Raw genomic sequence first — 12,450 nt, 5'->3', positions numbered from 1 at the left:
AATAGAAATACACCACCAAAGGGATTAGGGCTTAGAAGATACGTTTTTTGGAAAGAAAGAATGCGAAATTTCGTTTCTGGTTCGCATATGCAATTGCCCTATTGAGTACAGAATCTCTATGTTGTATGATATCCCTGATTGTGTATTTTACTTTGATATTAATCGGAATACCTTTTCTTTGCGTTTCGGCTCCATCCCGGGATCTTGTTATAGCCTGCAAACTATTTATAAACTGTGGATACCACTGCTCTATTTTAGGCTTTAGTAGATAATGCTATTGTTTGTCTTTATCTTGTTATTTGGCAGAAAGGGATCAGATGGACCGGTTTCCCATCTATGTGGCTAATCTTTTCATGATCACTATTGAGTTTGAATGTAGCTTAGGGTTTCCCGAAGAATTTGTTGAGCCCTTTGATGGATTATATATCAAAAAAGATGCAGCAGGTAATTTCCAAGAGGTTTTAATTATCGAAGCGAAACAGGTTAGTGTTATGGGCAATATTAAACTGAATGCTGCAAATCCCAGAACGGGTTTGAGAGCTCAGATGAGCGACGGATGGGTAAGAGACGTAATAGCTAAACTTAAAGCAGACTCGAATACTTCGACGTTAGGAAACACTTTAGAGACCTTGTTTCAAAATAATAGGAATTTATTTACAAAGACGGTTACAGGTGTCGACAGGTCCTCCGGAGAAATTATAATGGTTAAATTAGCGCAATACTAGAACTATATGTCAAATTACATTTCGATCCAATCACTATATCAAACAGATTCTGCTAGAGAAGGAGAAACACTCGAACAAATCAGGTTAAAAAATAACTTAGAAGGTCAGATTACTGGTCTCTGGTACTACAATGAGACGTTTTTCTTATACCATTTGCACAATAAAGATTATCATGGTGCTAAATTAAACGCGTACCGGTGTGGTTGCATAGATGAATTTCTAATTACCCGTTACAACTCAAAAATTCTGGATTCTGGCGTTAAAAACCTTACTTATGTGTTGTTAAGCGACAATAAACGACTAATTGATCGTTTTGCTGATCTTGCACACTCAAATTATAATTGGATGGTTGAGCAGGGCTATAGCACACTTTTGTATTGCATTCAACAGATCATGAAGGGTGATTGGGAAAGAGTAAAATGGAGCATTGAAATTATGAATACTAAAAATCCAAAACTCCAAAAAGGAATTTTGTCTGATATACTTTTTTTTGAAGGAATGATTGACAAAGATGAATCTAAAATGTGTTTGGCAATAAAACAATTGCTTAAAGATCATAAAAAGCGGAATCGGTACATGGGTATCAGTGAACAGTATGTATCAATACCTGCCTTAACCTACCTCAAGCTTGCCTGGTTGAAAGGCTTTGAAATACAGATTGACCATCCCTTAATTGCAAAGGAACTGCTACCATATCATCCACTTGATGAATATGATGGTAAGTATGATTTTTTAAATAGTTAACTGTAGCGCCAGTTTTCGCAGATGTGGTTACCTGTTTTTGATGAAGGTGGCCACTTTTTTATTCATGTTTCGTGCAACCGACTGTTTCAAAAGAGGCACCTACACGTCGGCAATATCATAGCGATACCGTCTTTCAGCTTGCGATTTATTTGGAAATGGATGACGGTTTAGTATTCATATACAGAAAGAAATAAAAAGAAGGCGCGGAAACTTCTATTAAGAAATCGGAGTTCTCATGTATTCAAAACCATTATTACTCGCAATGGTAAGCAGCGGCTGAGTGTTTTCTAAAAATCTTCTTCTTAAATCTGTTTCAGGCAATTGCTTCGCATCGGCATTTGGCAACAGGCTTAGGTAATCTTCCCTCATGGGTTCGTTGGGGTGGTTTACCGTCATCACTTCAATAGCTGTTTTTTGCAGCCGGTAATACCCTTCAACATAATCTTCTATTCCGGGTAGTTTATCATTCTTACGGCTACTTGATGACGCATCAGCAGGGGGGCGGTTCCAGATCGGATCATAAGATACGAAGGCGTAGGGGATAAAATATTCAACGGCAAAGTTGCCATGACCTGCTGCTAGTGATATCACTTTCGGTCTGCGGCGCTGAATTTGAAACAGGTGCGGCTTCATTTCTTCGTTTTGAGAGTTTCAATAAAATACGTGATCAGGTATTCCCAGAAACCAATTGTCAGCTGTGTCTTCGGTGATTGTTGACACAAACAGGCTTATTCTATACACCAAATCCGTTTTGATTGTAGTATTCTAGTTACATTCCCATGCTATCTTTGTGGGCTTCTATTAACTTGACGTGAATGCATGATGCCGGATATATTGAACTGTTACATTATCGACGATGAATTCCATTCTATAGAAAATCTCTCCATGCACATTATGAGGTGTCCAAACCTGTGCCTGATTGGAACAAATATTGACCCTATAGAGGCTTTGAACGAGATCCGGCAGGGTCCCAAACCTGATGTGCTTTTTTTGGATATCAATATGCCTATGCTTTCTGGCTTGGAGATAGCTGAATTGGTGGATGAGGATATCGATATTATATTTATTACTGCTTATGTAAGTTACGCGGTTGATGCATTTGAAAAAGCTGCCCTTGATTTTCTGCTGAAACCCATTTCATTTGAAAGGTTTGAAAAGAGTGTCCAAAGGTTACGGAAACACATGGGATCGATAACGCACCCGGATACCAATAAATCGATCTATATTAATACTGGGGTTAAGGGTAAATTTGCTCAGGTTAGACTCAGTGATATTATTTTTATTGAGGCAGTAGGGCATTATGTTCTTATCCAGACTTACGATGAAATATTCAAGACCCATCTTGGTATTAAGGATATCGGTAAAGATCTTTCATCCCAGATTTTTTCACGTGTGCATAAATCCTTTATCATAAATTTGAATGCAATCAAATCAATTTCCGGTTCCCAGATAAAACTACAGGGGGATTTTAGGGTACCTATTGGCGATGTCTATAGAGTAGGGCTGATGGAAAGGTTAAATGGTAGAAATACACAACATATCAATCATTGAAGGTAAGGAAAGGTATGCGAAATAACTAAAACCTAACACCATCTTTATAGCGCTCAATGACAGTTTGGAATTGGGAAAACAACAATTTGCCTCTTTTTCATCTTGCGGGAAATGAATCGCGACCAAGTTAACGTCAAACTGATTGACAGCAATATCGCCTATATTAAACTATCGCATATTTATGAACTGTGATCCGTAGTCTGTAGTCCGTAGGAATGTAACCCCACTGGCTCAATGGTAATTTTCTTTTTCATAGTTAACACTAATGTTTATAGAGGTGATGTATTTGGTTAGCGGTTTGATGATAAATTTTAGATTATATGAATATGCACACTTGTAATGAACAACATACAATAATGGCAGCCGCAACGAATATTTTACAAAACGCGCTTACGAATAAATTTGATTTACCTACAGAAGAGAAACGCCGTATATTTTAGCATGATTTCCTTTTAATTGCCGAAATCAAGGGCTCAGCTATTGTTGCATCACGGTTAGCGCAGCGGATGGAGATCCGGGTATTCCATTTTTAATTAATTTTGGATTTCTGGTGCCTTTTAAAGACAGCCTTACCAAACGAGCGGATAACCGCCTCCATTTTAATTAATGTCTGATGTCGACATTGTTAAAACTTTTGTAACTTTCCATTGTGAAAATTTCTTTATTAACTTTCTTTTGCCTGATCTCTCTATGTGCTTACAGTCAGGTGACCTCCTTCATCATTAATGATGATAAATTGAACAAACCTTTAAAAGATTCATTGGAATCCATATATAAATCCGACCAGTCTGTTAGAAATGCGGTTTCCGAAGCCCTGAAAGCTAAAAAACCAAAAGAATATGTAGACAGTCTGAGAGGGGTGATGCGCCAAACGGATAACATGAATTTAATACGCGTAAAAAATATCATTAAAGATAAAGGTTGGCAAAGCCCTCAGCAGGTTGGTATGACTGCAGCCCAGGGGTTGTTTTTGGTCATACAACATGCTGACTTGCAAACCCAGCTTGAGTACTTGCCGCTGATAAGGGATGTAGAAAAAAAGGGTGAAATATTATCCAGCAACCTGGCTATTCTGGAAGACCGGATCAATATCCGGCAGGGGAAAACACAAAGTTATGGTAGCCAGTTATTTACAGATAGGACATCCGGGAAGCAATATCCTTACCCAATTGCTGACGTAGATAATCTGGATAAACGCCGCACAGCTATGGGAATGCCTCCAATGCAAACCTACCTTCAAGATTGGACTGTGGAAAGCTATAAACAGGATCTTCCCATCATTGAACGGATATTCACAGCACAGGGCATACGATAGCAACAGATCAAGGGTTATCTCATAAAACTTTATCCGTTGATGCGTAATAACAATTGGTTTTAGGTTTGGTACAGCAATACTGCCGGCAGGGCCGAATCGGTATGGTTATTAAGTTAACTGAGGTATCTCCTCTGCATTACTTTTGCCATGATCACCAGGCTTAATCCAAGCCAGTGTTAAGGAGTGTTTAAGAAACTGATCATATGGGCCGCACATTCTTGTGGCTTCTCTGAAAGCAGGAAGTGTCCGCAGTCTTCGATTTTCACCAGTTTAACAGCTGTGGCATTTTCTTTTATTCCATTCTCCAGTATTTCGTAGCCACTGCCACCGATAGCCAGTAGCGGAAGTTCAATTTTTCTGTACGCTTTAAAGTCCGCGATATCTTTGTTAAATGCCTGATACCAGCCGTTTGAAGCCCGTATGGCGTCCTTACTATTATAGAAAAATGCATAAACTGACCGGTCAAAGCCCGTTACCGCCTGTAGATTTACCAATAGTTGATCAAACATCCAGTCAATGACGATATTCATCCTTCCTTCCATAATTTCTTCAGGCAACTCTTTTATCTGGTTGAAGGCCAGCCACCAGGGATAGATATGTTTTGCACCTGGGATAGGCAGCATCGGGAGCTGGTACATTCCCTCTTCGGGATGCGGTGTATCAATCAAGATTACTTTTTCGGTTGCACCCGGAAAATTCGCTGCAAAACTGTAGGCTACGTGTGCCCCGATATCCTGTCCGGCAATAAATACTTTTTCAAGATGAAGCAGTCTGGTCAGTTCGTAAAGGTCTTTTGCCATATTCCGTTTATCATAGCCATCCGCTGGCTTATCGGAATCGCCCATTCCCCGCATTTCAACAACAAAAAGCCGGAATTCTGATGCGAGTAGCGGCATAATCTGATGGCAACTCCACCAGGTTTCAGGATAACCGGGAAGAAGGATCAAAGCCTGTCCATGCCCGCCTTCAATATAATGTAGCTGGGTGCCGTTCACTTGTACAAAGTGGCTTTCAAAGCCGGGAAGGCTTTTCAGGAGTGTGGTGCTGCTAAAGGGATTGTGCATGATCGTTTTCTGTTATAATTTAAAGCTTCTTTATTTTCAAATGCGAACTTAGACACTAAATTTGTAGGGCACAAGTATGCAGTATACTTCATAGTTCAACTTTATTTTTCCACATCATGAAACTTATTCACCAGCTAGCTAAAGAAACCGGTATTCCGATCCCGACATTGAGGTTCTACGAAAAGAGCGGGCTGATTAGCGGGCGGCGGAAAACCGGAGTGAACACCAATAACTACCAGTTTTACGAGCAGGAAGCCATTGATAAACTTAATTTTATACAGATGGCCAAAGCAGTAGGTTTTACATTAAATGAAATTAAGGAGGTTGTTGATCTATGGTACAAAAAGGAAATCACCCAAAAGGCACAATTTGAAGTGCTGGACAAAAGGTTGTTGCAAATTGATGAGAAAATTGCAGAACTGAATGCCATGAAAAAGCAGATTAAAATATGTAAGGAGAATATTGAAAATAGAAATTTATAAAATCCTGGTGTATAGCCTGCATATACCTTTCATAACATTAACGCTGATGCGCTACATGCTGACCTGAGTTTCATATTAGGACCAGTGCCTATTGGAAAAGATTAACGTTTTACAGGAAGAAACAGAGCTGTATTTTATCAACGCTACAGCTATCAAAGCCTCCTCATGTATTCAAACCCATTATTATTCGCAATGGTAAGCAAGGGCTGTATATTCTCTAAAAACCTTACCCTTAATTCCTTTTCAGGCAATTGCTGTCCATCGGCATTCGGGACATGCTGAGGTAATCATCCATCATGGGTTCGTTTAGGTAATTATCTGTCGTTATTTCGATAGCTGTTTTTTGCAGCAGGAAATTCCTCCTGTAGGCATGAGGGTACCACCGAGCCATAATCAGTTAGTGTAAACAACCTTTTCTACTTTTTTAAAAGCGCATTTGAAATTAAATAAGAATCGAAATAAATAGTTTTGTACATGGCCTTTAGATTTTTAACTGCAATTTTATGCTCCGCAATTATAGGATATGCTCACATAGTTAATATTTATAAATTAAGAAATGGATGATGAAAATTTGATTACTGATTTATCAGACAGGATAAAAGAGAATTATATATATTTTAATACGATGGATCACTATAATGTACACGGGGTATCCATTGATAGAATGAGTTTCCAAAAAAACGATTTCCGAAGTTCGCATAGAGATGAAGGACATACTTTTCATATCCTGGAGAAAGGAACCGTTGATATAGAAATCGATTTTAAACAGTATCGGGTTTGTGCGCCTGCCGTAGTATACATGCACCCTGCCCAGGTTCACCGCATCATTCATTTCGAAGATATTACTATCTGCTCTTTATCGGTTAAGGACGAAGTGATGGATGCTGATTCAATCAAATTGCTTGAGGGCATTGTGCCTGCAGTACCTTTATCGCTTACTGCAGAAAAAGAACATATGCTCTCCACCATTTTTCAACTCTGCCTGGGGTTTTCCCTTCAAAAAGGCAATAAGCTTCATTATCTTTTATTAAAGCACAGCTGCAATACCCTGATCACCTTTGTCATTTCACAATTTTTAGATCGGCATGGCGTTGAAACATCGTTGTCAAGAGCTGAAACTGTGACGAGGGCATTCAGAAAGCTTTTGGAGAAACAATACCGCGTGGCCAAAAGGCCGGGTGACTACGCCCTTCAGTTAAATATTTCTACTGCTTACCTAAACGAGTGTGTAAAGCATACTACAGGTTTATCAGTTTCTCAAAATATTCAGGACCGTATCATTCTCGAAGCTAAACGATGCTTGTACCATACAGATCAATCAGTGAAAGAAATTGCTCATCAACTGGGCTTTGATGACTATCCTTATTTTGTAAGGTTGTTCAAAAGGGCAGCCGGGGTTTCGGCCCTTACATTCCGGAACAAAAACCACGGTTAGTCTAATGTTTACCTCTTTTAATGCTTTTCGTTTTTTGTCTGATTAAAGAATTTTACATCTTAATTTAAATAAGACAAAATGGAATGTAATAACAAGGTACTGGTATGCGGCGCAAGCTTTGCCGGCCTTACTATGGCGTATTGGATGAGAGAAATGGGATACGAAGTGACGGTAGTAGAACTGGGCAGCCATCTTAAAACCGGTGGTACACCAGTTGATATCAAAGATGAAACGGTAGGGATTATGGAAAGGATGGGACTTCTTGATCAACTGAAGGCCCACAGGATCGGACCTCAAAAATGGGAGTTTAAAAATGCTGCTGATGAAAGCGAACACACCGTTTCGTTGGACGAACTTCCGGAAAACGAGTTTGAGATAGAAAGAGATGTTTTACTCCATATGCTGTTTGATCTCGTAAAAGATGCCGTTAATTTTATATTTAACAGTACAATTCTGGCCTTGGTGGATGAAGAAGATGGCATGAAAGTCTGCTTCAGCGACGGCAACGAAAGTAAGTATCAATTTGTATTCGGTTGCGATGGGGTTCACTCCGTGGTACGCAAAATATGGTTTGGAAAGGAAGCTGAATTTGCCTATCATTTAGGGTCTTATTTTTGCATCGCCACTGCCAACAGGTTATTAATTGAGGAGGGGGCCTATCAATTGTATGCCGAGCCAAATAAAAGCCTTTCTATGTATGCATACCATAATAAAACCGACATCATTTTTATGTTCCGGCAACAAGAGGATGTCTTATATGATTTCCGTAACCTGGATCAGATAAAGGAAATTGTGCGTACCCAAATCCAAGAGGTAGGATGGAGGGCTGCCGAATTGAAAGAAGAACTGCTAAATTCCGGTTCATTCTACTTTGATCAGTTCTGCCAGATTAAAATGCCATCCTGGACTAAAGGTAGGGTAGCCCTGGCGGGTGATGCCGGATATTGTGCTTCGCCGGCTGCCGGAATGGGCGGCTCACTGGCCATTATCGGAGCCACTGCATTGGCGGACGCTATCAGAAAAAACCGTGATGATTTCCAGCAGGCTTTCAAAATGTATAACAAAGATCTGAGCCCTTTTATTGAAGAAGTGCAGCAAACTGCAGTATTGATGTTGGGTAAGTTGCTACCAGCTACGCAAGCGGAAATTAACCAGAGAAATACCAATGGTTTTGAGTTTTAACGGTAAACATTTTCTAAATCCTACACTGTTAAGCTACCAAAAATAACAACAGCCGAATCATTTTTTGTGATACGGCTGTTATGGTATTAAATGGGCTTGTGCCTGGGTGCCTATCTGGCTTAAATTAGTTACCAGGGTCTTTAGCTTTCTCTACTACATCCTGTATATTTTGTGGCAGGTTAGCAAGCAGGTTATATCCGGTTGCGCTTTCAATATCCCTTACCGTTACAATATAATCTTTCCAATTGGCACCAATAGAATTCACGTTAGGGGTATTAATGGCAATTACCCTTGTTGAAGCCGTTACGCGGCTTAAATCATTATCTCCTGTTTTTAACAGTACGGCCACTTTCCATACATTGGATGGAACGGTTACCTTCCCATTATTGATGGTATTGATTACCGAAGCACTTGCAGAGCCAATGCCGCCCGTGCCGTAGCTACCCATAATTACATAAACCTCATAACCGTTTAAGGCCTGCGCACGCAGGTAACTTTCAAACGATTCCCAGGTTTTCTGATTATTGTTCGGCGCCTGAGGGATCATATTGGTCATCAGAAACGTAGCTGAGTTGGCATTGCTTGAGCTGGTTCGGTCGCCACTAGGGCAATTATGGCCCCTGTCAAAACCAGAACCCGAATAGCTGTTGCTCTGTACCTGGTACCAGTTGGATGGCAGGCCCGTAAAAGAAGCGAAATCGTCTTTCCTGGTTACGGCTCCATTAAAATTGTTTGGATCTAGGTGCCAGCTTACCCAATTCGGTATGCCGCGGGTCATACTATAGCTCTCTACATAGTATTTTTGATCAATCAGGTAATTTTCTGCTGAAACAATATTGGCCTGTGCACCAGAAGGATTGCCAAATAACAGGTTAGAATTGTCGCCGCCTGCCGGTGGTGCATCTGCACCGGCTTCGGGGGTGCCTCTTCCCGGCGCCGCAGTTCCGGTATTGCCATTATCTGTTGGGTCAGTATCTGGGGTACCTACCGTTATACCGGGATCACCTGTACCTTTAAAAATGATATCATCAATATTGATTCTGGTGGTACCGGCTTTTTTAATCTGAAAGCGGATTTTCCCGGTAGTGCTCACCTTAAACGAATCTGTTACGAGTATGTTACTGGTCTCATTAATATCTGTACCCAGCTGGGCATAGGTCTTTCCACCATCTGTTGAAGCCAACAGCTGCCAGGTAGAACTGGCATCTGTGCCGTATTTAGCATGCGATACATAAATCATTTTGGTTCCTGCAATATCAAAATTCATGGAAAGGTATCCGGTTCTCAGCCTCACAGCCTTTGCACCATTCTTTGCATCTGCGGCAAGGTTAACTAAAAGTGCATCGCTCAACGTCCATTTACCGGTTAAGAGTTGTACACTATCTAATGCATAACTCGCTTTGGTGCCAGATTCAAAGGTTTCAGTAATGGTGTATGCCGTTGCCGCTTTTGGTGGGGCTACCGGAGTTTCTCCCTCAACAGCAATTTTTTTCGAACAGGCAGACAGGGACAGGACTCCAATCAATCCTGAATAGATAAGGATGTTTTTAAATTTCATTGTTTTTTAAATGTCTAAAGAGTGGCGCTAATCAGATCATTTTAAAATGAGGGGCGAAGGTATCAAAAAAAAAACAGCGGTGATGTTAAATTAATATGAATAAAACCTTCGAAAGGTTAAAATCTTTTTCAGATGCTACTGTCCACCTGCTCCATCATCTGAACTTCCTGAGAGAGCGTGGTAAAGTGTACCCTATGATGACGAAATACCCAAAAAGCCGTAGCATACCATAAGCAGGCTTTAAGCATTGCCAGTTCCCAGGGAAAGTTACATGAGCAAGCACCTTCGTTAATTGAATGCCGATGAGGACCACTTAGATTTTGTTATTAGCAACCTTTTAAGCAACGCCATTAAATTTAGCATCCCTTCCAGTAGTATTGCGGTAGATTTTAAACGGACGGAAAACGGCCACATTGTTATTGTGGTAAAAGATGCCGGTAAATGGATGGCTATACTGAATTAAGCGCTATAGTTACCCATCCTGAACATATAGGAAAAAGGTTATGTAAAACAGCTGATTGTCCACGCAAGCGATAAGATGTTTGAAGCATCTAAAATTCCTTTCCTGCACGTCGCCGATACTAATTTTAATGCCATCAGGCTATGTCAGAAATTGGGTTTGTGAAAATAAAGAAAATAAGTTTCTGGAAGTTTTAAGGCTGGTGCGTTTGCATTAATTTATATTTGCACAAATTATTTCCCAAATGAAATTAGAACTTCGGAATAAATGGGTATCGCTCTTTCTGCTTTCGATCGCTTTTTTACTGATCTACAATCCATTGACCAGGTTCCCCTATACTTTCTGTGTTATCATTGTATTTATTTTGCTTGCAACCTATCTGCAGAACCGAGATCTTAAATCCCTCAATTTTAAGCATCTCCGTTTTAGAGAGGTAAAAATAATGCTAATCTCTTATGTGATTTTAGAACTGGGTGTAGATTTTATTGTTCAACCATTGGTTAATTGGCTTTGCCACGAGCCGCCTGATTATTCTTCGTTTGAGCATATTAAAGGTGACACTCCGCAGTATTTTAAGTGGTTATACCGCATGTGGATCAGTGCAGCAATAGGAGAGGAACTATTGTTCCGGGCATTTGCTTTTGCTCAGCTGAAAAATATTTTTGGAAATAAGAAGGTACTTATCGCTATCCTTTCAGCATTGATGTTCTGTTTGCCGCATTTGTATCAGGGCGTTGCCGGGTTGATAATGACTTTTGTTTTCGGGATCGCTTTTGCACTGCTGTACATGAAATTCCAGAATATCTGGATTAATATTATCGTTCATGGTTTGATAGATACCCTTTTCCTTACTTTAAGCTATTTGGGATATATTGAATTTTATCAATTCATATGGTAAAAAAGTTTATCTATAAAAAAGGAAATGCAAATGATAAGTAATTATCAAACAAAATTCTGGTCCGGTAATAACAGGGTTATAATTAATGGAAAATTTGCTTATATGAACATCTCAACCAGGCAAATGAAGTGATGATTGCGGGATTATTAGGCGACAACCAAAAAGCAGAGGAAATCTTAAAAGACAATGCAGACAACCGTTATTACCGCTACCTGCCTCAAATAGTAGATCAACTGGAGTGCTGGTATAACAATGAGTTTCTTGACAAATCCTACGCACAAAAAGCTGCCGAGATCATTACAGAATTAAAGGCAAAATAGATCATCATGGGTACGAAACTGTTGCTGATTTCTCTCTACAACCGAATAAACAAATACAGCCGAATAAATAAATGAGGTTCTTCACCCTAAAAACAAAGTTGAGCGGTAAGCCGGTGTAGCATTAAATTTATATCAAATAGCGTTTGTCAGCTTTTTATTATCGGTAAGGTAAGCGCAGTACAGCCTCTTAGCCGGGCTTAACCGTCCAGCTCATATCTGCATTTAGTGTTACGGTCATGTTAAACTGATCCCTTAAAAATATCAGCTCCACAAAATCCGTGATTGCATCAATGTCTAAAACCTGCCCTTGCTCATAACTACCATGGGCAATACGGTATTGTTGTTGTGGCGGGATAAGAAAGTTGTAAATTGTATGCGGCCTGGCCGGACGGGCAAATAGGGGCGCGCCTGAATTAGCAATGCCAATACTGGGCGAGCCCGCCCCTTCCTCAAAAAGAACGTCCTCCGCTTTTATCGTCAGCAGGTTGTTAAACTGGCCGCCTACCGCTTGGGTAAAGTTATGACCGGAGTTAATCCGGGCAAAGGTAACCGTATTTTGATACGGCGGATTTGCGCTTAAAATCTGCTTTGCATCAAATACATTACTCGGGCTAATACCTGTTTCAGACCAAACGAAGTCATAATCATTTTGCCATTGAAAGGCTACACGGGAGCCGGAGTTAATCCGCCTTAGACTCAAAAATAGATTGATTCCG

15 protein-coding genes and 1 pseudogene are annotated in these 12,450 nt (G+C 40.2%); 12 read left to right on the top strand and 4 right to left on the bottom strand.

Translation table 11 applies throughout. From position 1 onward, the window contains the following. Positions 1 to 299 precede the first annotated feature (299 nt). Together ABEG20_RS14190 and ABEG20_RS14185 are read left to right on the top strand one after the other, a co-directional pair. The gene (locus ABEG20_RS14190; protein ID WP_406823979.1) at positions 300 to 725 is read left to right on the top strand and encodes a hypothetical protein; all 426 of its coding nucleotides are present in this window, start codon (positions 300 to 302) and stop codon (positions 723 to 725) included. A 6-nt stretch (positions 726 to 731) separates the two neighbouring features. Beyond that, entirely contained in the window at positions 732 to 1,469 is a 738-nt protein-coding gene (locus ABEG20_RS14185) for an Imm49 family immunity protein (protein ID WP_406823978.1), read from the top strand. Positions 1,470 to 1,685: 216 nt separating this feature from the next. On the opposite strand, the gene ABEG20_RS14180 is transcribed toward ABEG20_RS14185, so the two are convergent. Continuing rightward, positions 1,686 to 2,102 carry a hypothetical protein gene (locus ABEG20_RS14180; protein ID WP_406823977.1) on the bottom strand — a complete coding sequence of 139 codons (417 nt, stop codon included), beginning with the start codon at positions 2,100 to 2,102 and terminating at the stop codon, positions 1,686 to 1,688. 186 nt (positions 2,103 to 2,288) lie between these two features. On the opposite strand from ABEG20_RS14180, the gene ABEG20_RS14175 reads away from it, so the two are divergent. Both ABEG20_RS14175 and ABEG20_RS14170 read left to right on the top strand, forming a co-directional pair. Further along, entirely contained in the window at positions 2,289 to 3,020 is a 732-nt protein-coding gene (locus ABEG20_RS14175) for a LytR/AlgR family response regulator transcription factor (RefSeq protein ID WP_406823976.1), read from the top strand. A gap of 649 nt (positions 3,021 to 3,669) precedes the next feature. Further along, a complete protein-coding gene (locus ABEG20_RS14170; protein ID WP_406823975.1) occupies positions 3,670 to 4,335 on the top strand; it encodes a DUF6624 domain-containing protein in 666 nt (221 codons plus the stop codon). 176 nt (positions 4,336 to 4,511) lie between these two features. On the opposite strand, the gene ABEG20_RS14165 is transcribed toward ABEG20_RS14170, so the two are convergent. Then, positions 4,512 to 5,399 (bottom strand): alpha/beta fold hydrolase, encoded by an 888-nt coding sequence (locus ABEG20_RS14165; RefSeq protein ID WP_406823974.1) that lies wholly within the window; start codon positions 5,397 to 5,399, stop codon positions 4,512 to 4,514. A gap of 116 nt (positions 5,400 to 5,515) precedes the next feature. Here ABEG20_RS14165 and ABEG20_RS14160 point away from each other — a divergent pair, with 116 nt between their 5' ends. The 3 genes from ABEG20_RS14160 to ABEG20_RS14150 all read left to right on the top strand — a co-directional run bounded on the left by ABEG20_RS14160 (position 5,516) and on the right by ABEG20_RS14150 (position 8,498). Beyond that, on the top strand, positions 5,516 to 5,881 hold the full coding sequence (locus tag ABEG20_RS14160) for a MerR family DNA-binding protein (protein WP_406823973.1): 366 nt from the start codon (positions 5,516 to 5,518) through the stop codon (positions 5,879 to 5,881). A gap of 556 nt (positions 5,882 to 6,437) precedes the next feature. After that, a complete protein-coding gene (locus ABEG20_RS14155) occupies positions 6,438 to 7,316 on the top strand; it encodes a helix-turn-helix domain-containing protein (RefSeq protein WP_406823972.1) in 879 nt (292 codons plus the stop codon). A 78-nt stretch (positions 7,317 to 7,394) separates the two neighbouring features. Then, positions 7,395 to 8,498 (top strand): FAD-dependent monooxygenase, encoded by a 1,104-nt coding sequence (locus tag ABEG20_RS14150; protein ID WP_406823971.1) that lies wholly within the window; start codon positions 7,395 to 7,397, stop codon positions 8,496 to 8,498. Between the two features lie 124 nt (positions 8,499 to 8,622). Here the strand turns inward: ABEG20_RS14150 and ABEG20_RS14145 are convergent, their stop codons facing one another. Beyond that, positions 8,623 to 10,056: a DNA/RNA non-specific endonuclease gene (locus ABEG20_RS14145; RefSeq protein WP_406823970.1), complete on the bottom strand. Its 1,434-nt coding sequence runs from the start codon at positions 10,054 to 10,056 to the stop codon at positions 8,623 to 8,625. Between the two features lie 95 nt (positions 10,057 to 10,151). Between ABEG20_RS14145 and ABEG20_RS14140 the strand changes: the two genes are divergently transcribed. From ABEG20_RS14140 to ABEG20_RS14120, 5 genes and pseudogenes are all read left to right on the top strand, one after another. Continuing rightward, the gene (locus tag ABEG20_RS14140; RefSeq protein WP_406823969.1) at positions 10,152 to 10,289 is read left to right on the top strand and encodes a hypothetical protein; all 138 of its coding nucleotides are present in this window, start codon (positions 10,152 to 10,154) and stop codon (positions 10,287 to 10,289) included. 59 nt (positions 10,290 to 10,348) lie between these two features. Further along, entirely contained in the window at positions 10,349 to 10,519 is a 171-nt protein-coding gene (locus tag ABEG20_RS14135) for an ATP-binding protein (RefSeq protein ID WP_406823968.1), read from the top strand. A gap of 45 nt (positions 10,520 to 10,564) precedes the next feature. Beyond that, positions 10,565 to 10,681, top strand: a pseudogene (locus tag ABEG20_RS14130) (hypothetical protein); the annotation flags it as partial. A gap of 79 nt (positions 10,682 to 10,760) precedes the next feature. Further along, entirely contained in the window at positions 10,761 to 11,414 is a 654-nt protein-coding gene (locus ABEG20_RS14125) for a CPBP family intramembrane glutamic endopeptidase (RefSeq protein WP_205056121.1), read from the top strand. Between the two features lie 131 nt (positions 11,415 to 11,545). Further along, on the top strand, positions 11,546 to 11,734 hold the full coding sequence (locus ABEG20_RS14120; RefSeq protein ID WP_406823967.1) for a hypothetical protein: 189 nt from the start codon (positions 11,546 to 11,548) through the stop codon (positions 11,732 to 11,734). 187 nt (positions 11,735 to 11,921) lie between these two features. On the opposite strand, the gene ABEG20_RS14115 is transcribed toward ABEG20_RS14120, so the two are convergent. Continuing rightward, positions 11,922 to 12,434: a hypothetical protein gene (locus ABEG20_RS14115; protein ID WP_406823966.1), complete on the bottom strand. Its 513-nt coding sequence runs from the start codon at positions 12,432 to 12,434 to the stop codon at positions 11,922 to 11,924. Positions 12,435 to 12,450 lie beyond the last annotated feature (16 nt).

Origin of the sequence: Pedobacter sp. KACC 23697, assembly GCF_045348445.1 — a bacterium.
Classification (GTDB): Bacteria; Bacteroidota; Bacteroidia; order Sphingobacteriales; family Sphingobacteriaceae; genus Pedobacter.
This window is presented reverse-complemented; position numbering and strand designations above follow the sequence as displayed.

Coding starts and splice junctions, on each gene's coding strand:
- ABEG20_RS14185 (WP_406823978.1), top strand. CDS start 732: ATGTCAAATTACATTTCGATCCAATCACTATATCAAACAGATTCTGCT.
- ABEG20_RS14180 (WP_406823977.1), bottom strand. CDS start 2,102: ATGAAGCCGCACCTGTTTCAAATTCAGCGCCGCAGACCGAAAGTGATA.
- ABEG20_RS14175 (WP_406823976.1), top strand. CDS start 2,289: ATGATGCCGGATATATTGAACTGTTACATTATCGACGATGAATTCCAT.
- ABEG20_RS14165 (WP_406823974.1), bottom strand. CDS start 5,399: ATGCACAATCCCTTTAGCAGCACCACACTCCTGAAAAGCCTTCCCGGC.
- ABEG20_RS14160 (WP_406823973.1), top strand. CDS start 5,516: ATGAAACTTATTCACCAGCTAGCTAAAGAAACCGGTATTCCGATCCCG.
- ABEG20_RS14155 (WP_406823972.1), top strand. CDS start 6,438: ATGGATGATGAAAATTTGATTACTGATTTATCAGACAGGATAAAAGAG.
- ABEG20_RS14150 (WP_406823971.1), top strand. CDS start 7,395: ATGGAATGTAATAACAAGGTACTGGTATGCGGCGCAAGCTTTGCCGGC.
- ABEG20_RS14145 (WP_406823970.1), bottom strand. CDS start 10,056: ATGAAATTTAAAAACATCCTTATCTATTCAGGATTGATTGGAGTCCTG.
- ABEG20_RS14140 (WP_406823969.1), top strand. CDS start 10,152: ATGAATAAAACCTTCGAAAGGTTAAAATCTTTTTCAGATGCTACTGTC.
- ABEG20_RS14125 (WP_205056121.1), top strand. CDS start 10,761: ATGAAATTAGAACTTCGGAATAAATGGGTATCGCTCTTTCTGCTTTCG.
- ABEG20_RS14120 (WP_406823967.1), top strand. CDS start 11,546: ATGATTGCGGGATTATTAGGCGACAACCAAAAAGCAGAGGAAATCTTA.